18 protein-coding genes are annotated in these 18,215 nt (G+C 71.0%); 5 read left to right on the top strand and 13 right to left on the bottom strand.

What is annotated here, in order from left to right:
• Positions 1-4: 4 nt before the first annotated feature.
• The 3 genes from cueR to ACP56T_RS00205 all read left to right on the top strand — a co-directional run bounded on the left by cueR (position 5) and on the right by ACP56T_RS00205 (position 2,845).
• Positions 5-439 carry a Cu(I)-responsive transcriptional regulator gene (cueR, locus tag ACP56T_RS00215; protein ID WP_430910120.1) on the top strand — a complete coding sequence of 145 codons (435 nt, stop codon included), beginning with the start codon at positions 5-7 and terminating at the stop codon, positions 437-439.
• Between the two features lie 73 nt (positions 440-512).
• The gene (locus ACP56T_RS00210) at positions 513-1,691 is read left to right on the top strand and encodes a M20 aminoacylase family protein (RefSeq protein WP_430910119.1); all 1,179 of its coding nucleotides are present in this window, start codon (positions 513-515) and stop codon (positions 1,689-1,691) included.
• A gap of 62 nt (positions 1,692-1,753) precedes the next feature.
• The gene (locus ACP56T_RS00205; RefSeq protein WP_430910118.1) at positions 1,754-2,845 is read left to right on the top strand and encodes an acyltransferase family protein; all 1,092 of its coding nucleotides are present in this window, start codon (positions 1,754-1,756) and stop codon (positions 2,843-2,845) included.
• Here the strand turns inward: ACP56T_RS00205 and ACP56T_RS00200 are convergent.
• On the bottom strand, positions 2,833-4,218 hold the full coding sequence (locus tag ACP56T_RS00200) for a leucyl aminopeptidase family protein (protein ID WP_430910117.1): 1,386 nt from the start codon (positions 4,216-4,218) through the stop codon (positions 2,833-2,835). The two genes, ACP56T_RS00205 and ACP56T_RS00200, sit on opposite strands and share 13 nt — an antisense overlap.
• A 105-nt stretch (positions 4,219-4,323) precedes the next feature.
• Here ACP56T_RS00200 and ACP56T_RS00195 point away from each other — a divergent pair, with 105 nt between their 5' ends.
• Positions 4,324-5,184: a tetratricopeptide repeat protein gene (locus tag ACP56T_RS00195; protein ID WP_430910116.1), complete on the top strand. Its 861-nt coding sequence runs from the start codon at positions 4,324-4,326 to the stop codon at positions 5,182-5,184.
• A gap of 1 nt (position 5,185) precedes the next feature.
• On the opposite strand, the gene ACP56T_RS00190 is transcribed toward ACP56T_RS00195, so the two are convergent.
• The 10 genes from ACP56T_RS00190 to ACP56T_RS00145 form a co-directional block, all read right to left on the bottom strand.
• Positions 5,186-6,115: a DUF817 domain-containing protein gene (locus ACP56T_RS00190; RefSeq protein WP_430910115.1), complete on the bottom strand. Its 930-nt coding sequence runs from the start codon at positions 6,113-6,115 to the stop codon at positions 5,186-5,188.
• Positions 6,116-6,189: 74 nt separating this feature from the next.
• Positions 6,190-7,158: a type II secretion system F family protein gene (locus tag ACP56T_RS00185; protein ID WP_430910114.1), complete on the bottom strand. Its 969-nt coding sequence runs from the start codon at positions 7,156-7,158 to the stop codon at positions 6,190-6,192.
• A gap of 39 nt (positions 7,159-7,197) precedes the next feature.
• Positions 7,198-8,172: a type II secretion system F family protein gene (locus tag ACP56T_RS00180; protein WP_430910113.1), complete on the bottom strand. Its 975-nt coding sequence runs from the start codon at positions 8,170-8,172 to the stop codon at positions 7,198-7,200.
• Positions 8,173-8,179: 7 nt separating this feature from the next.
• Complete coding sequence (locus tag ACP56T_RS00175; RefSeq protein WP_430910112.1) at positions 8,180-9,619, bottom strand: CpaF family protein; 1,440 nt, start codon at positions 9,617-9,619, stop codon at positions 8,180-8,182.
• 54 nt (positions 9,620-9,673) lie between these two features.
• Positions 9,674-10,915: a CpaE/TadZ family protein gene (locus ACP56T_RS00170; protein ID WP_430910111.1), complete on the bottom strand. Its 1,242-nt coding sequence runs from the start codon at positions 10,913-10,915 to the stop codon at positions 9,674-9,676.
• A gap of 42 nt (positions 10,916-10,957) precedes the next feature.
• Positions 10,958-11,701: a CpaD family pilus assembly protein gene (locus tag ACP56T_RS00165; protein WP_430910110.1), complete on the bottom strand. Its 744-nt coding sequence runs from the start codon at positions 11,699-11,701 to the stop codon at positions 10,958-10,960.
• A 59-nt stretch (positions 11,702-11,760) separates the two neighbouring features.
• Positions 11,761-13,263: a type II and III secretion system protein family protein gene (locus ACP56T_RS00160; protein WP_430910109.1), complete on the bottom strand. Its 1,503-nt coding sequence runs from the start codon at positions 13,261-13,263 to the stop codon at positions 11,761-11,763.
• Positions 13,264-13,298: 35 nt separating this feature from the next.
• Positions 13,299-14,099, bottom strand: a complete 801-nt coding sequence (gene cpaB / locus ACP56T_RS00155) for a Flp pilus assembly protein CpaB (protein ID WP_430910108.1) — start codon at positions 14,097-14,099, stop codon at positions 13,299-13,301.
• Positions 14,100-14,234: 135 nt separating this feature from the next.
• Complete coding sequence (locus tag ACP56T_RS00150; RefSeq protein ID WP_430910107.1) at positions 14,235-14,741, bottom strand: A24 family peptidase; 507 nt, start codon at positions 14,739-14,741, stop codon at positions 14,235-14,237.
• 233 nt (positions 14,742-14,974) lie between these two features.
• The gene (locus ACP56T_RS00145) at positions 14,975-15,139 is read right to left on the bottom strand and encodes a Flp family type IVb pilin (RefSeq protein WP_430910106.1); all 165 of its coding nucleotides are present in this window, start codon (positions 15,137-15,139) and stop codon (positions 14,975-14,977) included.
• Between the two features lie 385 nt (positions 15,140-15,524).
• Between ACP56T_RS00145 and ACP56T_RS00140 the strand changes: the two genes are divergently transcribed.
• Complete coding sequence (locus ACP56T_RS00140; protein WP_430910105.1) at positions 15,525-16,031, top strand: pilus assembly protein N-terminal domain-containing protein; 507 nt, start codon at positions 15,525-15,527, stop codon at positions 16,029-16,031.
• Between the two features lie 24 nt (positions 16,032-16,055).
• Here ACP56T_RS00140 and ACP56T_RS00135 read toward each other — a convergent pair whose 3' ends face one another.
• Positions 16,056-17,558 (bottom strand): phosphomannomutase/phosphoglucomutase, encoded by a 1,503-nt coding sequence (locus ACP56T_RS00135; protein ID WP_430910104.1) that lies wholly within the window; start codon positions 17,556-17,558, stop codon positions 16,056-16,058.
• Between the two features lie 85 nt (positions 17,559-17,643).
• Entirely contained in the window at positions 17,644-18,195 is a 552-nt protein-coding gene (locus tag ACP56T_RS00130; RefSeq protein ID WP_430910103.1) for a retropepsin-like aspartic protease family protein, read from the bottom strand.
• Positions 18,196-18,215: the final 20 nt, after the last annotated feature.

The raw sequence follows: 18,215 nt of genomic DNA, 5'->3' as shown, positions 1-18,215 counted from the left end.
AGGCATGAGCGGCAGCGTCACCATCGGGGAGGCGGCGCGGCTCACCGGCGTCTCGGCCAAGATGATCCGCTACTACGAGTCCATCGGGCTCCTGCGGGCGGCGACCCGCTCGGAGGCCGGTTATCGCCACTACGGCGAGGCCGACCTCCATACCCTGCGCTTCGTGCGCCGCGCCCGCGATCTCGGCTTCGGCATGGAGGACATCTCCGGCCTGCTCGCCCTCTGGCAGGACAAGGGCCGCGCCAGCGCGCAGGTGAAGGCCATCGCCCTCGGCCATGTCGCGACCCTCGACCGGCGCATCGCGGAGCTGGAGGCGATGTCGCGCACGTTGAAGCGTCTCGCGCAGACCTGCTGCGGGAACAACAGGCCCGACTGCCCCATCCTCGACGACCTCGCGGGAGCCCCGGCGAGCCCGGCCAAGGCCAAGCGCGGCCGTTGACCCGGCATCTGGCCTCCTGTTTGCTGGGCGATCCCGGCAACCGCCGATCAGCCCGAGCCCGAACGCGACACCCATGCCCGTCCCCGACCGGATCGACGCCCTCGCGGGGGAGATGACCGCCTGGCGCCGCGATCTCCACGCCCATCCCGAACTGCTCTTCGACGTGCACCGCACCGCCGGCTTCGTCGCCGACCGATTGCGGGATTTCGGCTGCGACGAGGTCGCCACCGGCATCGGCCGCACCGGGGTCGTCGGGTTGATCCGGGGCAAGGGCAGGGGCTCGAACCGGGCCATCGGGCTGCGCGCCGACATGGACGCGCTGCCGATCCAGGAGGTGCGCGACCTTCCCTACCGCTCGACCGCGCCTGGAAAGATGCACGCCTGCGGGCATGACGGGCACACCGCCATGCTGCTCGGCGCCGCCAAGTATCTCGCCGAGACCCGCGCCTTCGACGGCACCGCCGCGCTGATCTTCCAGCCGGCGGAGGAGGGCGGCGGCGGCGGCGAGGAGATGGTCAAGGACGGCCTGATGGAGCGCTTCGGCATCGAGGCGGTCTACGGCATGCACAACATCCCCGGCATGGCGCTCGGCACCTTCGCCATCAGGCCCGGCCCGATCATGGCCTCCACCGACCGCTTCACCATCACCGTCGAGGGCAGGGGCGGGCACGCGGCCCTGCCGCAGCGGGCCGTCGACAGCGTGCTGGTGGCGAGCCATCTCGTCGTGGCGCTGCAATCCATCGTCTCGCGCAGCGTCGATCCGCTGCACTCGGCGGTGGTCTCGGTCTGCGCGCTGGAGGCGGGCGAGGCGTTCAACGTGCTGCCGCAGAGCGTGACCCTGCGCGGCACCATCCGCGCGCTGTCCGCGGAGGTGCGCGCGCGCATCAAGGAGCGGATGGAGGCCATCGTCGCGCATCTGCCGGAGGGGTTCGGCGCGCGCGGGTCGATCGCCTATGGCGGCAGCTATCCCGTCACCGAGAACCACCCGGCCGAGACCGCCTTCATGGCGGATGTCGCCGCCGGCCTCGTCGGCGAGGACAGGGTCGAGCGCGACGTGGCGCCGATGATGGCGGCGGAGGATTTCTCCTACATGCTGGCCCACCGGCCGGGCGCCTACATCTTCCTCGGCAACGGCGAGAGCGCGGCGCTGCACCACCCGGAATACGATTTCTGCGACGCCGCCGCCCCCTACGGCGCCGCGCTCTGGGCAAGGCTGATCGAGACCGGCCTGCCGCTCGGATCGTCAGTCTGACCGGGCGACTTTCGCGGGCTCCCTTAAGCCCCTGTTTCGAGGCGTCGCGCTAAGGCTCGGGGATGACCGAGCCCCGTGCCCGCATCCCGGCTCTCGACGGCATCCGCGGCATCGCGGCGCTCGCCGTGCTGCTGTTCCATGCCGGCTACTATCTCGACGCGCCCTGGCTCGCCGGGCACGGCGCGCTCGCGGTGGACGTCTTCTTCGTGATGAGCGGCATCGTCGTCGCCCGCGCCTACGGGGCGCGGCTGGATGCCGGCTGGTCGCCGGGCGCCTTCGCCCAGGCGCGGATCGTGCGGCTCTATCCGCTCTACCTGCTCGGGACGCTGTTCGGATTCGCGCTCCAGCTCGCCGTCTGCCGCTGGAGCGACCCGGCCGGGACGGTCCAGGTCCTGGCGCTCATGCTGGTCGCGAGCCTGCTGCTGATGCCGCTCTTCACGAGTGGCGGGAACCAGGTCTTCCCGCTGAACGGTCCCTCGTGGTCGCTGGCCATCGAGGCGCTTCTCAACGCCGCCTTCGCCCTCTTCGGGCATCGCTGGAGCACCCGCCGGATCGCGGCGGCCACCGGGCTCGCCGCCCTCGTGGTGGCGGCAGCGGCCGCCGCCGGCATCCCGCCGCTGCTCGGCGGCCGCTCCGCCACCCTGTGGCTCGACGTGGCGCGCGGCGTCTTCGGCTTCGGTGCCGGCATGCTCGTCGAGCGTCTCGACCGGCGCGGCGCGTTCGCGCGCTTAGGCGGTCCCTCGAGCGCCCTCGTCCTGGCAGCGGCGACCGCGCTGCTGATGGTGCCCCGCACGGCGCAGGACGTCTGGTTCGATCCGCTGGCGATCCTCGTGCTGAGCCCGGCCGTCGTGATCGCGGCGCTGGCGAGCCGGCCCTCGCCGGCGACCGCCCGGCTCTGCCTGGGAGCGGGGGCGATCTCCTATCCGCTCTACATCCTGCACGCGCCGGTCATCGACCTGACGGCGCTCGGCGCCCTGCACGGCACGCCGTTCGTGTCCCTGCCCGTGGACCTCGCGGCGGCCTCCGCCCTGTGCCTGCTGCTCGCGGCGGCGGTCGCCCGCTGGGTCGAGCCGGCGGTGGCGGAGACGGCGCGGCGCTGGGCGCGGCGGCTCGGCCGTCCCGCCGCCGGGCCGCTCGTGCCTCACGCCCCGTAGCGGGCCTTCAGCAGCGCGTAGACGAGCCGCGCGGTCTGCACCTCGCCGCCCTCCGGCCGTCCGGGCTTGGTGGAGGGGTTCCAGCCGTAGAGGTCGAAATGGACATGCGCCGTCGTCTTCGGGGCGAAGCGGCGCAGGAACAGGGCCGCCGTGATCGCGCCGGCGAAGGGGCCGCCAGAGACGTTGTTGATGTCGGCAACCTTCGAATCGAGCAGGCTCGCATAGGGCGCGTGCAGCGGCATCCGCCAGACCGGATCGACGGCGGCCTCGCCGGCCGCCGCGATCTCGGCGGCGAGCGCGTCGTCCTCGGTGAAGAAGGCCGGCAGGTCCGGCCCCAGCGCCACGCGGGCCGCGCCCGTGAGGGTGGCGAAATCGATCAGAAGCGCCGGCTCCTCGGCATCGGCCAGCGCCAGCGCGTCGGCGAGGACGAGGCGCCCCTCCGCGTCGGTATTGCCGATCTCGACGCTGAGCCCGGCCCGGCTCGGGATGACGTCGCCCGGCCGGAAGGCGTTGCCGGCGACGGCGTTCTCCACCGCCGGGACGAGCAGGCGCAGCCGGACCTTCAGCCCGGCGTCCATGATCATCTCGGCCACCGCGAGGGCGACGGCGGCGCCGCCCATGTCCTTCTTCATCAGGAGCATGCCGGCGGAGGGCTTGATGTCGAGGCCGCCCGTATCGAAGGCGACACCCTTGCCGACGAGGGTCACGCGCGGATCGTCCTCCGATCCCCAGGTCAGGTCGATGAGGCGGGGAGCGCGGGGCGAGGCGGCGCCGACCGCATGCACCAGCGGGAAGCCGTCCTCCAGGGACTCGCCCTCGATCACGGTCAGCTCGGCCTCGAAACGGTCCGCGAGCTTGCGGGCGGAAAACTCCATCTCCGCCGGGCCGAGGTCGTTGGCCGGGGTGTTGACGAGGTCGCGCCCGGCCGCGACCGCTCTGGCGATGCGCGCGATCTCGGCCGCGTCGATTCCGGCCGGCGTCACCAGGCGCGGGCGCTCGCCCGAGGCGGCGCGATAGCGGCCGAAGCGGTAGCTGCCCAGCAGCCAGGCCAGCGCCGCCTCGGACGGATCGACGCCTGGTTCCAGCACGTAGGTGCCCGGCGGCAGCAGGCCCGGCAGCTTGCCCGGCAGCAGCCGGTCGCGCCCGCGCGCGGCGGTGTCGCCGAGGCCGAACAGCACGCGGGCGACGGCGCCGTCCGGGCCGGGCAGCAGAACGAGGCGGCCGGCCTTCGGCGCGAAGTCGACGGCGCGCGCATAGGCCCTCTGGGGCGCGTCGAGCGCGGCTTCCAGCGCCGGCCAGTCCGCGCTCGACACGCAGGCGAGCGGGATGCCCGGCGTGCCGGCGGGCAGGAGGTCGTCGACGGTCTGGCTCATGCGGCGGCGTATCCGGGCGGGAGGCTTAACGGTGGGTTAGGGTTAACGGTCTATCACCGCTCGGTCGGGACGGTGAAGCGCGTCCCGCGAGGTGCGGAGCGTAGGATGCAGACGGCGCGACTGGCGGATCTCCGGGCTCCGAACACGGCGGGCGGGCGCGCTCGCGGATCGCGGCTGCTGGCCGCCGCGCTTCTGGCGCTGCTCGCGGCGGGCTGCCAGTCGCGGTCGCCCGAGACCACCGGCTCCATCGGCGACTCCCTCGGGTTCGGCTCCGCAGCGCGTGAGCCGCGCGTCGTGACACGCCAGGACGTCGAGGCGCTGGGCGCCAAGTACCGCGAGGATTCCGGCGATCTCGGCCTCGCCATGCGCTACGCGCAGGCCCTGCGGGCCACCGACCAGCGGCCCCAGGCCGTCGCCGTGCTCCAGCAGGCGGCCCTGCGCCATCCGAAGGACATCGCGGTGCTCGCCGCCTACGGCAAGGCGCTCGCCGAGGCCGGCCGCTTCCAGGAGGCGGCGGACGTGCTCCAGAACGCCCATACCCCGGCCCAGCCCGACTGGCGGGTGCTGAACGCGCAAGGGTCGGTGGCCGACCAGCTCGGCGACCACGCCCGCGCGCAAGGCTTCTACGACGCCGCCCTCAAGATCCGCCCGAACGAGCCCACCGTGCTCTCGAATCTCGGGCTGTCCTATGCGCTGGGACGCCAGCTCGACAGGGCCGAATCGACCCTGCGGCTCGCCGTCTCGCAGCCGGGCGCCGACGCGCGCGTGCGCCAGAACCTCGCCCTGGTGCTCGGCCTGAAGGGCCGCATCCCAGAGGCAGAGGAGGCGCTGCGCCGCGACATGTCCCCGGAGGAGGCCGCCGCCAACGGCACGGCGCTGCGCGGTCTCGTCGCCCAGCAGAACCGCTGGAAGGCCATCGAGGCGGCCGACAAGGCCGCCAGGAAGCCCGCCGCCACACGCGGCTGATCTACCGCGCCGCCTGCGGGACGCCGGCGGGCAGCGGCTCGTCGGCCTCCGGCGGCGGCGCGATGCGGTGCTGGGTCGAGACCAGCACGTAGGAGACGATCATCAGCAGGAACCACGAGCCGAACTTGGCGAAGGGCACCATGGCCCAGCCGGCGGCCTGGTTCGGGTAGCGCCAGGCATTGGCGAAGGTGCCGAGATTCTCGGCGAGCCAGATGAACAGCGTCACCAGCCCGAAGCCGACGAGCAGCGGCATCCGCCGGTGCACGCGCCAGACCTTGAAATGCACCACCGTCCCGCGAAACAGCCACGCCGTCCACGCGAAGAGCAGGAGGCGCAGGTCCGGCCCGTAATGATGCGTGAAGAAGTTCAGGTAGATCGCCGCCGAGAGCGCCAGCGTCGCGGGTAGCGAGGGGTGCCGGGTGAAGCGGAAATCGAACAGCCGCCAGACGCGGGCCATGTAGGAGCCCACCGCCGCGTACAGGAAGCCGCTGAACAGCGGCACCGCCCCGATGCGCAGCCAGCTCGCCTCCGGGTAGACCCAGGAACCGGCCGCCGTCTTGAACAGCTCCATCACCGTGCCGACGACGTGGAACACGAGGATGATCCGGGCCTCGGCCCAGGTCTCCATGCCGGTGGCGAGAAGCCCCGCCTGGATCGCGAGCGCCGCGAGGACGAGGGCGTCGTAGCGCGTCAGCGGGGCGCCCGCCGGATAGGCGAGATGGGTGGCGAGCAGCAGCGCCACCAGCAGGCCGCCGAACAGGCAGGCCCAGCCCTGCTTCACCCCGAAGCGCAGGAATTCGTAGAGCCCCGCAGCGACCGGCCCGCGCGCGAGCGCCGCCTCGCCGAGCCGCCTCTCGAGGGCGACGAAGGGCGCGAGCGGCCGATAGAGCCGCGCGGCGCTGACCGCGCCCGGCCCGCGATCGGGTGTCATGCGAGCCGTCCCCTCGGTTCCGTTCTCGGGGAAAAGCTCAACCGGGCGAGTGTGGCGGGTTCAAGCCGGGCCGCTCAGATCTGTTTCATCACCTGGATCACGGCCGGCGTCAGGATGACGACGAACAGCACCGGCAGGAAGAACAGGATCATCGGCACGGTGAGCTTCGGAGGCAAGGCGGCGGCCTTCTTCTCGGCCTCGTTCATGCGCTGGTCGCGGCTTTCCTGGGAGAGCACGCGCAGGGCCGCGCCGATGGGGGTGCCGTAGCGCTCCGCCTGGATCAGCGCCGTGGAGACCGCCTTCACCGGATCGATGCCGATGCGGTTCGAGAGGTTCTCGTAGGCCATCCGGCGGTCGGGCAGGTAGGACAGCTCCGCCGTCATCAGGGCCAGCTCCTCGGCCAGCACCATGGACTGTCCGGCGATCTCCTGGCTGACGCGCCGGAACGCGGCCTCCACCGACATGCCGGATTCGACGCAGATCAGGCTGAGGTCGAGGGCGTCCGGCCAGGCCCGGCGCACCTCCGCCTGGCGCTTGCCCGCCTTGTTGTGCAGGAACAGCTCCGGCGCCTTGATGCCGATATAGGAGGCCACGATCACGAGGCCGAGCCGCACCATGAAGGGCTGGTCGAGCACCTCGATCACGAACAGGTAGAAGGCCGAGCCGAGGAGCAGGGCGATCGGCATCACCATGCGGAAGAACAGGAAGCTCGTCTCCGCGCCGGCGCCGCGATAGCCGGCCATCATCAGCTTCTGCTTGGCCGTATCGGTGCCGAGCCAGCGGCCGAGGTCGAACCGCTCGACCACCCGGCGCATATAGGCCTTGGGCTCGCTGCGCAGCGTGACCTTGTTGGCGAGCCGGTCGCGCTCGCGCTTGCGGATCGCTTCGCGCTCCTCGCCGACGAGCTTCATCCGCTTGGCGAGGTTGTCCGGCTCCAGGATCGGCTGGACCAGGGCGTAGACCGTGGCGGCCGCGGCGATCCCGGTGAGCGTCATGGCGACGAAGCGCGGGTCGAACAGCTTGGCGGCGATGTCGTCGATCATGGCGGTGTCCGGGTCGCCTTTGGCGCGGGCCCTAGGGGTTCAGTAGTCGAAGGCGATCATCTTCTTCATCACGAACACGCCGATCCCCATCCACACCGCGCAGCCGACGAGGGCGACCTTGCCGACATCGGTGGTCCAGAGCAGGGAGATGTAGTCGGGGCTGGTGATGTAGGTCATGCCGGCCACCGCGAAGGGCAGCACGGCGATGATGCCGCCCGACGCCTTGGCCTCCATGCTCATCGCCTTGATCTTGCCGGCCATCTTCCGGCGGTCGCGCAGGATGCGGGAGAGGTTGTTCAGCGCCTCGGACAGGTTGCCGCCCGACTGCTGCTGGATGTTGATGACGATGGCGAAGAAGTTCACCTCGGGCACCGGCACGCGCTCGGCCAGGCGCTTGACGCAGTCGCTGAGGCTGAGCCCCAAGGCCTGCGTCTCCATCATCACCCGGAACTCGCTGCGCACCGGCTCCTCGGCCTCGCGCGAGACGATGCGGAAGCAGTCGCCGAGCGGGATGCCGGTGCGGATGCCGCGCACCACCACGTCGACGGCGGTGGGCAGTTCCTTGATGAACTTGTCGATGCGGCGCTTGCGCAGGAAGCTCAGCAGCCAGGCCGGCACGCCGAAGGCGCCCACAAAGGCCCCGCCCAGCGCGACGAAGGGGCTGCCCGTCATCATGAGCGTGATCAGGGCCAGGAGCACGCCGAGCCCGGCCGAGACCATGTAGTAGGTCTTCGGCGTCCAGCTCAGGCCGGCCCGCGCGATCTTGAGATCGAGGGGGACCTTGGCGCTCTTCGTCTTGGCGTCGAGCTCGCTCAGGGTCTTGGCGACCTGCTCGCGGCGGTTGACCGTGACGCCCCGCGTCGCGGCGGCCGAGACGGAGGCGCTGACGTTCTTGAGGCGCTGCTGGGCCCGCCGCTCGCCGCTGAGGAGCGGCAGCACGAACACGTAGCCGACGGCGCCGGCGGCGAGCGCCACGAGCCCGGCGGCGACGGGAAGGTTGAGGGCGGAGCTCACGGCTGCCTCACTGGTCCGGGCCGGACTGGACGGCGGCGGCGTCGAGCGCCTCGGCGAGCGCGCGCTCCTCGCCGTAGTAGCGGGCGCGGTCCCAGAATTTCGGGCGGCCGATGCCGGTGGAGCGGTGGCGGCCGATGAGCCGGCCGTTCGCGTCCTCGCCGAGGATGTCGTAGAGGAAGAGGTCCTGCGTGGTGATGACCTCGCCCTCCATCCCGAGCACCTCGGTGATGTGGGTGATGCGGCGCGAGCCGTCGCGCAGGCGGGTCGCCTGCACGATCACGTCGATCGAGCCGCAGATCATCTCGCGCAGCGTCTTCGAGGGCAGCGTGAAGCCGCCCATGGTGATCATCGATTCGATACGCGACAGGCACTCGCGCGGGGAGTTCGCGTGGAGCGTGCCCATGGAGCCGTCGTGGCCGGTGTTCATGGCCTGGAGGAGATCGAACGCCTCCGGCCCGCGCACCTCGCCGACGATGATCCGCTCGGGCCGCATGCGCAGGCAGTTCTTGACGAGGTCGCGCATGGTGATCTGGCCCTGCCCCTCCATGTTCGGAGGCCGGGTCTCGAGGCGCACCACATGCGGCTGCTGGAGTTGCAGCTCGGCCGCGTCCTCGCAGGTGATGACGCGCTCGTCGGACTCGATATAGGCGGTGAGGCAGTTGAGCAGCGTCGTCTTGCCGGAGCCGGTGCCCCCCGAGATGACGATGTTGCAGCGGACCTTGCCGATGATCTGGAGGATCTTCGCGCCCTCGGGCGAGATCGCGCCGAAGCGCACGAGCTGGTCGAGGGTGAGCTTGTCCTTCTTGAACTTGCGGATCGTCAGGGCCGGGCCGTCGATGGCCAGCGGCGGGGCGATGACGTTGACGCGCGAGCCGTCGGGCAGCCGCGCGTCGCAGATCGGCGAGGATTCGTCGACGCGCCGGCCCACCTGGCTGACGATGCGCTGGCAGATGTTCATCAACTGCTGGTTGTCGCGGAAGCGCACGTTGGTGAGCTGGATCTTGCCGCTGACCTCGATGAAGGCCCGGTTGGCGCCGTTCACCATGATGTCGGCGATGTCGTCGCGCGCCAGCAGCGGCTCCAGCGGCCCGTAGCCGAGGACGTCGTTGCAGATGTCGTCGAGCAGTTCCTCCTGCTCGGAGATCGACAGGACGATGTTCTTGAGGGCGATGATCTCCGAGACGATGTCGCGGATCTCCTCGCGGGCGGCGTCCGCGTCGAGGCGGGCGAGCTGCGAGAGATCGATGGCCTCGATGAGCGCACCGAAGATCATGCTCTTGGTGCGGTAGTAGTCCTCCGAGCGCTGCTGCTCGGCCACCACCACGGGCTCCACGCGCTTGGCGGGCGCGGTGTCCTGCGCGAGCACCGGCGCCGACGCCTTGGACGGGCTCGGGGCGGGCAGCGGCGACTGGGACGGCGCGGTCGCGCCGGTCCTCCTACCGAACATCGGCGGTATCCCCTGACGTCGTGAGATGCGGCGGGCGCGCGGTCATCCGTGCGCTCACGAGGCCTTGCGGCGCGCGAGCTTCGCCAGGATCGGGGCGAAGAGATCGGCGCGGCTCTTGCGGGTCTCGGGGCGGCCGAGGATGGTCGCGGCGAGGTCGGAGAAGATCTCGGCGGCCTTCGAGCCGGCCTGGACCTCGGCCACCATCTGGCCGTTGTTGGCGGCGGCCCCGAACAGCGCGGCCTCGAAGGGCACGGTGGCGGCGAGGGGCAGCTCCATCGCCTTGGCGAACTCCGAGGTGCCGATCTCGGGGCGCTTGGACAGTCCGACCCCGTTGAGCACCACGCGGGGGCGGTGATCGTTGGGGCGGCCCTGGGCCAGGGTGGCGCAGAGGTTCTTGGCGTTGCGCAGGGAGGCGAGGTCGGGCCCGGCGACGACCACCACCTCGTCGGCGCCGACGAGCAGGCGCTTGGCCCAGGCCGACCAGACATGCGGCACGTCGAGGACGATGCAGGGCACCGAGGCGCGCAGGTGCTCGAGGAGCCCGTCGAAGGCGACCTCGGGAAGGTCGATGGTGCGGTCGAGGCTCGCCGGCGCGGAGAGCAGGCTGAGATGGTCGCTGCACTTCGAGAGCAGGCGCTCGACCAGCGCCGCGTCGACGCGCTCGGGGGCGAACACCGCCTCGGCGATGCCCTGCGGCGGGTCCTGGTTGAAGTTCAGGCTCGCGGTGCCGTAGGCCACGTCGAGATCGGCGATCACCGTCTGCGTGCCCTGGCGGGCGATGGACCAGGCGAGGTTGTGGGCCACCGTCGAGGAGCCGACGCCGCCCTTGGCGCCGACCACCGCGATGGTGCGGCCGACCGGCTTCACCCCCGGCGCCGTGAACAGGTCCGAGATCGAGGCGATGAGCGACAGCGGCTCCACGGGCGCCATCAGGTAGTCGCTGACGCCGCGCTGGAGGAACTGGCGGTAGAGGGCCACGTCGTTGAGATGGCCGACGACGATCACCTTGGTGCCGGGATCGCAGACCTCGGCCAGGGAATCGAGATGCTCCAGCGGGCGCGACTTCGCGCCCTGCGCCTCGATGACGATGACGTTGGGGGTCGGCGCGTTGCGGTAGGCTTCGACGGCGGCGGCGCCCCCGCCCATCTGCACCTTCACATGCGCCTTCTGCATGCGCCGGTCGAGGCCGGCCTCCTCGATGAGGGCCGCCGTCTCCGCGGTCTCGCAGAAGGCCTGGATGGTGATCCGCGGCACCGGAGCGATGATCCGCTCCTGCGGGTCTGCGATGTCGGGCATGGCGGGCTTCCGTTCTCGGTGCGCGGGGGGCGGTGGGCCGGCTCAGTTGCCGACCGTGCTCTTCACGCTCGTCTTCCCATCCTGCAGCCATGTGGTTGACGGATCCTTGCCGTCGCGCAGCTTCCCGATGTCCTGCGCCCGCCGAACCGTGTCGATGCGCCCCTCGGGACGCCCGCGCACGAGATCGACCGGATCGGCGACCTGCGAGGCGACGTTCGACTGCATGGCGCAGCCGAGATTCCACGAGGGGTCGTTGCGCAGGCTCGCGGCGGCGTCCGCCACGCCGAGGTCCTGCGGCCAGATCCCGCACTGGTCGGCGACCTTGGCGGTCATGCGCTGGAAGCTGAGGCGGACGGGGGAGGCGAGCCCCGGCGCGGTCGCCGGATAGGACGAGAGCACGACGGCGCCGGCCGGCACCCCGCCCTCGGCCGCCATCCGGCGCAGGGCGGCGGCGGTGCGCCCGGCGGCGGCGGCCATGCCCGGCGGCACCCCGCGCGGCACGTCCATGACGAGGGTGCCGCGCCCGTAGCGCCGGAACTCGAGGATGAAGGCGTCGGCGTCGGCCGCCTGGCGCGGGTCGAGATGGCCGGTGCCGGTGACGAACACGTCGAGGCTGCGGCCGGTATCCGAGAGCACGATCGGGTGGCGGGCCCGGTAGTCGGCGGGCTGCACGGAGCCGGTCGAGCCGGGGCCGGTGCCGGCGCTCTGGCAGGCGCCGACGAGGCCGGCGAGCGCCGAGGCGGCGGCGAGCGCGGCGACGGGCCGGCGGGAGGCGAGCTTGGTCATCGTCGAACGATCCTGGTGGCGTCGCGGCGTGGGCATGGGCGGGGAGGGACGAAAGCGCGTCAGTCGGTGATGAAGCCGACCCGGCCGCGGTAGCTCTGGCCGAGCGGGGAGGCGCCGGCCGCGCCGTAGATGCGGTTGATCTGGCCGAGCAGGATGCCCTTGCCGTCCTGGGCGTCGACGAAGCCGTCGTCGGGCCTCGTGACCTGGCGGGCCTCCATCGCCTTGGCGATGTAGGGGGTCACCATGATCATCAGCTCCGTCTCCTGGCGCTGGTAGTCGCGCGAGCGGAACAGCGCGCCGAGGATCGGCAGGTTGACGAGGCCGGGCAGGCCGTCGATGGCCGCCTTGCTCTTCTGCTGGATCAGGCCGGCGGTCATCATGGTGGCGCCGGAGGCCAGCTCCACCGTCGTCTCCGAGCGGCGCACGGTCATCGCGGGCACCGAGGTCGTGTTGTTGCCGCTGACGAAATTGAAGGCGTTCTGCGGGTCGAGCTCCGTCACCTCGGTCCCGACGCGCACCGAGATGCGGTTCTCGGCCATCACCACGGGGGTGAAGTTCAGGCTGACGCCGTAGGGCTTGTAGACGATGCCGACCACGCAGACGGGCTGTACGCCGGCCACCGTCGAGGGGGTGCAGGTCTGGCTCGACGGCACCGGGATCTCGCCGCCGGCGGTGAATTTCGCCGCCTCGCCCGAGATCGCCGAGAGGGTCGGCTCGGCCAGGATGCGCGACACGCCCGCCTGCTCGAAGGCGCGCAGCGTCGCCGTCAGGCTGGCGCCGCCCGTGCCGGTGATCGTGCCGGAGAGCAGGTTCCCCGAGGGGTAGGCCCCGCCGGCGAGCGCGAAGGGCGTGGTGTTGACGAGGTTCAGGCCCGACCACGAGCCGTTCACGTTGATGCCGAACTGCTTGAGCACCGTGCGCGCGACCTCGACCACGGTGACGCGCAGCATCACCTGGTCCCGGCCCCGGACCGTCAGGTTGTTGATGACGGCGCCGCGCGCGCCCGGCCCGCCCGCTCCCCCGCCGGCGCCGACGAAGGCGTTGGCGATGTCGATGGCCTGGGCGGCCTCCGAAGAGGAGTTCACGGAGCCGGTGAGCAGCACCGAGTCGCCCGCCGCGCGCACGTCGAACTTGCCGCCCGGAATGCTCTGGAGCAGCGTCTGGCGCAGCACGTTGAGGTCGCGCGCCACGGTGACGTCGAGGGCGGTGATCTGGCGCCCCTCCGCATCCATGATGAAGATCGAGGTGGCGCCGTTCTCCATGCCGATCACGAAGACCTTGCGGGTGGAGCGCACCACGGCGTTGGCCACCTTCGGGTTGGCGACGAACACCTCCTTGGCGTCGCGCGGCAGGTCGACGATGACCGAGCGGCCGAGGGTCAGGTCGATCTTGCGCGAGGCGGTGGATTCGGCGGGCGAGACGTCGACCACGGGCGCGGGGGCGAGGACCGGGCGCGCCCGTCCCTGGGCGGAGGCCTCGCCGTGCAGGCAGAGGGCGAGGCCGATCGCGAGCGGCCAGAGCGCCAGCCGCGCCGGGAAGCGGCTCACGAGGGGAGCGGGCATGGCATGGGCCTCATCGGGAAGGGGGCGCATCGGCATCACCGGCCCTGCTGCTGCTTGGAGACTCCGAAGCGCACGACCGTCAGGCCGGCGGCGGCCTTGGGGGCGGGCTCCGGCTCGGCGGCCTTGCCGGAATCGGCGAGGCTGCGCAGCGACAGCGACAGGGTGCCGACCTTCTGGGCGAGCGTGACCGCCTCGGCCTGCGAGGGCGTCAGCGCGAGGGTCGCGGTCTCGCCGGTGACGACGTTGGAGCCGTTCTTCTCCTGGATGAGCTGGCCCACGGCCAGCACCCGCACGTCCTGGAGGACGGTCTGCGAGACCTGGACCTCGGCGCCGGAGGCGCGCGAGTTCTCGTCGTCGCGATAGGTGCGGATCACGTCGACATGGTCGTTGGGCAGGATGAAGCCGCCGGCCGAGTTGGTGCCGCGCGAATCGATGACGATGGCCACCGCCCGCATGCCGGCGGGCAGGATCGCCGCCATCAGGCCGCCCTCGGGGCGGGCGAGGCGCTGCTGGCGGATGGGCTCGCCGGCCAGGAACCCGGAGCGGATCACCGCGCCGGCGAATTCCTCCGCCGCCTTCGGGCTGTCCTTGCGGGTGATGTAGCCGGAGACGACCGCGTCGTCCGGCCATTTCTGCCAGCGCATGTCGGCGGGCTGGATCTTCTGGCCGGTGGGGAGCTCCGCCGCCGCCACCAGCACCTCGGTCACGGGCGCCACCGGCACCGGAGCCGCGGCCACGGGGGGCGGGGGAGGGGGATCGCCGCCGCTCATCAGGAACGCCGCTCCGCCGCCCGCGACGAGGGCGATGGCGAGAACGGCGAGACGGGCTGGTTTCATCGTCGTGCCGGACCGAGTGTCGACGGCCGGGATGCCGTCAGTCCGACGAGACTTGAGCGCGAATCGTCAAATTATGGTTAAGCAGACGTCACCGCGTGCCCATCTTCGCTTTCGCGTGGCGGGACAGGGCGCCGTTCAGACGCCGAGCGCGCGCGTCCAGAGCAGGGTCTCGGGCAGCACGACCAGGGCAGCGGCGGCGAGCGCGATGCCGTAGGGGATGCCCGTCTTGGCGTCGTGCAGATGCAGAGCGAAGGGCAGCCGGGCGACCGCGTGGGGCAGGGGCTGGGCGCGCGCCGCGAGCAGGCCGAGGGTGAGCGCGCCGCCCGCGAGCGCCGCGATCAGCAGGTAATCCGGCAGATGATCCATGCCGAGCCAGAGGGCGGTGGCGGCCGCGAGCTTGGCATCGCCCCCGCCGATGACGCCGAAGGCGAACAGGCTGAAAGTGACGGCGAGCACCAGGGCGCCGGCGCCCACATGCGCGCCGATCTCGCCCCAGCTCAGCAGTCCCGTCGCGGCGACGGCGGCGAAGGCCGCGATCAGGAGGACCGAGATCCGGTTCGGGATCAGCATGGTCAGGAGGTCGTTCGCCGCGGCGAAGGCCATCAGGAACGGGAAGACCACCAGAAGCCCGATCGTCGCCATGGCGCTGGACCCGTAGAAGCTCGCGGTTGACGGAGGGCCGGACCGGCGCGACCGCCCGTACCGGGTATTCGTGAATCGGATCGCACGAGGTCACCTTCCGCTCGTGGCGTCAGGCGATCCCCGTGCGCTCAGGCCGTCTCGACAGGACGGCCAGGGGCCGGTCCGGCGGCGCTCCGGGGGACTGGGGGCCGTAGCCGGCCCCCGACCCGAAAGACTGCCGCCGGAAAACCCGATCAGTTCAGGTTGCCGGAGATCGCCGTGAACTTGGCGTTCAGCTGCGTGCCGATGATCTTCAGGGTGCCGATGATCACGACGGCGATGAGGGCGGCGATCATGCCGTACTCGATGGCGGTGGCGCCGGACTCGTCGGCGGCGAAACGCTTGAAGACGTTCTTCATGACTAAATCCTTGATCTGACGACTTTTCTTTACCGTCGAAGATCTTTCGTTTTCGATCGGCGGCAAATGGAGATTGCCCGACCCGCGTTGCGATTGAGTTAAATCCAATCGAGAAACGAGGGCATTCGAGAAAGAGCCCCATCGTCGTAAAGGAAGCGTCACCCGCCTCGGACCGGCCTCTGCGCGGATGCGGGACAGCGCCGGCGCCGGAACCGGCGCTTAGCGGTTCCTTCACCATTCCCGCGCTCTTCTGGCGTGCGAGAGGGCGCCCGCGCCGGCCTCTCGAGATCAACGGTCCCGCGCGGGTCCCGGCACGGTCGCGCCCCCGGCGGCGACGCGGCGGGATGTCGTTCCGCCCATGCTGTCCCGCGAAGGTCCCCGCCCGATGCGCGCCCCCTCGACCCGCCTGCCCGTGCTGCCGCGCCTCGCCCTCGCGCTGGCCCTCGCCGCCGCGGCGGCTCCTGGGCCCTCGCGCGCCGAGCCGCGCGATGCCGCGCTGGTGACGGTGTTCGTGGACAACGCCAAGGTCATCCGCCTGCCGGAGAAGACCGCCACGGTGGTAGTCGGCAACCCGCTGATCGCGGACGTGACGCTCCAGAAGAACGGCGTGCTCGTGCTGACGGGCAAGAGCTTCGGCACGACCAACCTGATCGCCATGGACGGCACCGGCACGATGCTCGCCGAGTCGATGGTGCGGGTGGAGGCGCCGCAGGCCTCCGTCGTCACCGTGCAGCGCGGGGCGGAGGAGCGGAACTCCTACTCCTGCACCCCGAACTGCCAGCCGGCCATGCAGCTCGGCGATTCGACCAAGTATTTCAGCGACGTGAGCGGGCAGGCCGACGCCCGCCGCAAACTCGCCTCGGGCCAGGGCAGCGAACAGCCCACCCGATAGGGGGGCACCGCCGCCGCGCGGCCCTCAGATCGTCTGGTTGTAGGCGCCGATCCCGTCGTTCTCGCGCAGCACGCCGTCGACGGCCTTGAACATCGCGTGCAGCCGGGCCTCGGAGACCGGGCTCTCGATCACCACCACCAGCTCCGGCTTGTTGGAGGAGGCGCGCACCAGCCCCCAGGTGCCGTCCTCCGTCGTCACGCGCACGCCGTTGACCGTGACGAGATCGGTGATCCTGGCGCCCGCGATGGTCTCACCGGCCTCCTTCATGGCCTTGAAGCGGGCCGTGACCTTCTCGACGACGCCGTATTTCAGCTCGTCGTCGCAATGGGGCGACATGGTCGGCGAGCCCCAGGTCTTCGGCAGTGCCCGGTAGAGGTCGGCCATCGACTTGGTCGGGTTGCGGTCGAGCATCTCGATCACCGCGATGGCGGTCATCAGCCCGTCGTCGTAGCCGCGCCCGATGGGCTCGTTGAAGAAGAAATGCCCGGACTTCTCGAAGCCCGCCAGGGCGCCGAGCTCGTTGACGCGGCGCTTGATGTAGGAGTGGCCGGTCTTCCAGTAGTCGGTCTTGACGGCGACCGCCTGGAGCTCGGGATCGGTGTTGTAGAGGCCGGTCGACTTCACGTCGACGACGAAGGTCGCGCCGGGATGCAGCTTGCCGAGGTCGCGCGCCAGCATCACGCCGATCTTGTCGGCGAAGATCTCCTCGCCCTCGTTGTCGACCACGCCGCAACGGTCGCCGTCGCCGTCGAAGCCGAGCCCGACATCGGCGCCGTGCTCCTTCACGGCATGCGCGATGGCATGGAGCATCTCCATGTCCTCGGGGTTCGGGTTGTAGCGCGGGAAGGTGTAGTCCGGCTCGACGTCGAGCGGGATCACCTCGACGCCGAGCGCCTCGAGGAGCTTCGGCGCGAAGGCGCCGGCCGTGCCGTTGCCGCAGGCGGCGACCACCTTGAGCTTGCGCGAGATCGGCTTGGCGCGGCTCTTGAGGTCGGCGAGGTAGGTCTCGGCGAACCCTTCCACGAACTCGTAGGCACCGCCGTCGCGGTACTGGAAGGTGCCGCCGAGGACGATTTCCTTGAGGCGGCCCATCTCGTCGGGCCCGAAGGTCATCGGGCGGTTGGCGCCCATCTTCACGCCGGTCCAGCCATTGTCGTTATGGGAGGCCGTGACCATGGCCACGCACGGGCAATCGAGGGCGAACTGGCCGAAATAGGCCATGGGCGAGAGCGCCAGCCCGACATCCTTCACCCGCAGTCCCGCCGCCTGCATCCCGGCGATGAGGGCGAGCTTGATCGAGGAGGAATAGGCGCGGAAATCGTGGCCGGTGACGATGTCGGGGCGCACGCCCATCTCGTGCACCAGCGTGCCGATGCCGAGGCCCAGCGCCTGAACCCCCATCAGGTTGATCTCCTTGGGGAAGAGCCAGCGCGCGTCGTACTCGCGAAAGCCGGTCGGCTTCACCAAAGGCAGTTGCTCGAAGGCGAAGGTGTTGGGGCTCAGCGCGGCAACGGGTTTGGGGAACATCGCTTACCCTTCGGCTCGACCGTCTTTTGAGAGGCTGCCCGGACTTAGCGGACCGCCCCTCAAAGGGGAAGGCACAGAGGGCCTTTCAACCGCGCAGGGTGAGACGTCCGCGCGCCATCTCCACCTTGTCGAGCCTGCCCAGGAACGACATGCCGAGCAGCGTCGCGCCAAGCGCCGCGTCGGGGAAGACCACCGCCTCGACGTTCCTCACGACGATGGAATCGAGGCGCAGCTCCGAGATGCGCACGGGGGCCGTCATCACCACGCCGTTGGCGGTGGAGGCGGGGCGGCGGAAGTCGCGATCGGTGAAGCGCAGGCCGGCGCGCTGCGCCACCGAGCGGGGCAGGGCGACGGAGGTCGCGCCGGTATCGACCAGCACCTTCACGCTGACCCCGTCGATGACGGCATAGGTCGAGAAATGCCCGCGCGGGTCGGCCGCCAGGGTGAGAAGATGCGGCTCGCGCGCATCGGGACGGGAGAGGGCCGCGTCGACGAGCGGGCTCAACGGGGAGGGCTCGGCCGCCTGCGCGCGTCCCGGCGCGGCCGGGGACAGCAGCTTCAGCTTGTCCGTCAGTTGATGGGTCGAGACGACGGCGCTCGCCATGATGCCGAGCGCCCAAAGAATCGGTCGTGTCATCTGCGGTGTGCTCCGGTACG

It is taken from the genome of Methylobacterium endophyticum, assembly GCF_050591105.1.
GTDB lineage: Bacteria > Pseudomonadota > Alphaproteobacteria > Rhizobiales > Beijerinckiaceae > Methylobacterium.
This window is presented reverse-complemented; position numbering and strand designations above follow the sequence as displayed.

Excerpts from the sequence above, each read along its gene's own strand:
- cueR (WP_430910120.1), top strand. The coding sequence starts at position 5 with ATGAGCGGCAGCGTCACCATCGGGGAGGCGGCGCGGCTCACCGGCGTC.
- ACP56T_RS00210 (WP_430910119.1), top strand. The coding sequence starts at position 513 with ATGCCCGTCCCCGACCGGATCGACGCCCTCGCGGGGGAGATGACCGCC.
- ACP56T_RS00205 (WP_430910118.1), top strand. The coding sequence starts at position 1,754 with ATGACCGAGCCCCGTGCCCGCATCCCGGCTCTCGACGGCATCCGCGGC.
- ACP56T_RS00200 (WP_430910117.1), bottom strand. The coding sequence starts at position 4,218 with ATGAGCCAGACCGTCGACGACCTCCTGCCCGCCGGCACGCCGGGCATC.
- ACP56T_RS00195 (WP_430910116.1), top strand. The coding sequence starts at position 4,324 with ATGCAGACGGCGCGACTGGCGGATCTCCGGGCTCCGAACACGGCGGGC.
- ACP56T_RS00190 (WP_430910115.1), bottom strand. The coding sequence starts at position 6,115 with ATGACACCCGATCGCGGGCCGGGCGCGGTCAGCGCCGCGCGGCTCTAT.
- ACP56T_RS00185 (WP_430910114.1), bottom strand. The coding sequence starts at position 7,158 with ATGATCGACGACATCGCCGCCAAGCTGTTCGACCCGCGCTTCGTCGCC.
- ACP56T_RS00175 (WP_430910112.1), bottom strand. The coding sequence starts at position 9,619 with ATGTTCGGTAGGAGGACCGGCGCGACCGCGCCGTCCCAGTCGCCGCTG.
- ACP56T_RS00170 (WP_430910111.1), bottom strand. The coding sequence starts at position 10,915 with ATGCCCGACATCGCAGACCCGCAGGAGCGGATCATCGCTCCGGTGCCG.
- ACP56T_RS00165 (WP_430910110.1), bottom strand. The coding sequence starts at position 11,701 with ATGACCAAGCTCGCCTCCCGCCGGCCCGTCGCCGCGCTCGCCGCCGCC.
- ACP56T_RS00160 (WP_430910109.1), bottom strand. The coding sequence starts at position 13,263 with ATGCCCGCTCCCCTCGTGAGCCGCTTCCCGGCGCGGCTGGCGCTCTGG.
- cpaB (WP_430910108.1), bottom strand. The coding sequence starts at position 14,099 with ATGAAACCAGCCCGTCTCGCCGTTCTCGCCATCGCCCTCGTCGCGGGC.
- ACP56T_RS00150 (WP_430910107.1), bottom strand. The coding sequence starts at position 14,741 with ATGGCGACGATCGGGCTTCTGGTGGTCTTCCCGTTCCTGATGGCCTTC.
- ACP56T_RS00145 (WP_430910106.1), bottom strand. The coding sequence starts at position 15,139 with ATGAAGAACGTCTTCAAGCGTTTCGCCGCCGACGAGTCCGGCGCCACC.
- ACP56T_RS00140 (WP_430910105.1), top strand. The coding sequence starts at position 15,525 with ATGCGCGCCCCCTCGACCCGCCTGCCCGTGCTGCCGCGCCTCGCCCTC.
- ACP56T_RS00135 (WP_430910104.1), bottom strand. The coding sequence starts at position 17,558 with ATGTTCCCCAAACCCGTTGCCGCGCTGAGCCCCAACACCTTCGCCTTC.
- ACP56T_RS00130 (WP_430910103.1), bottom strand. The coding sequence starts at position 18,195 with ATGACACGACCGATTCTTTGGGCGCTCGGCATCATGGCGAGCGCCGTC.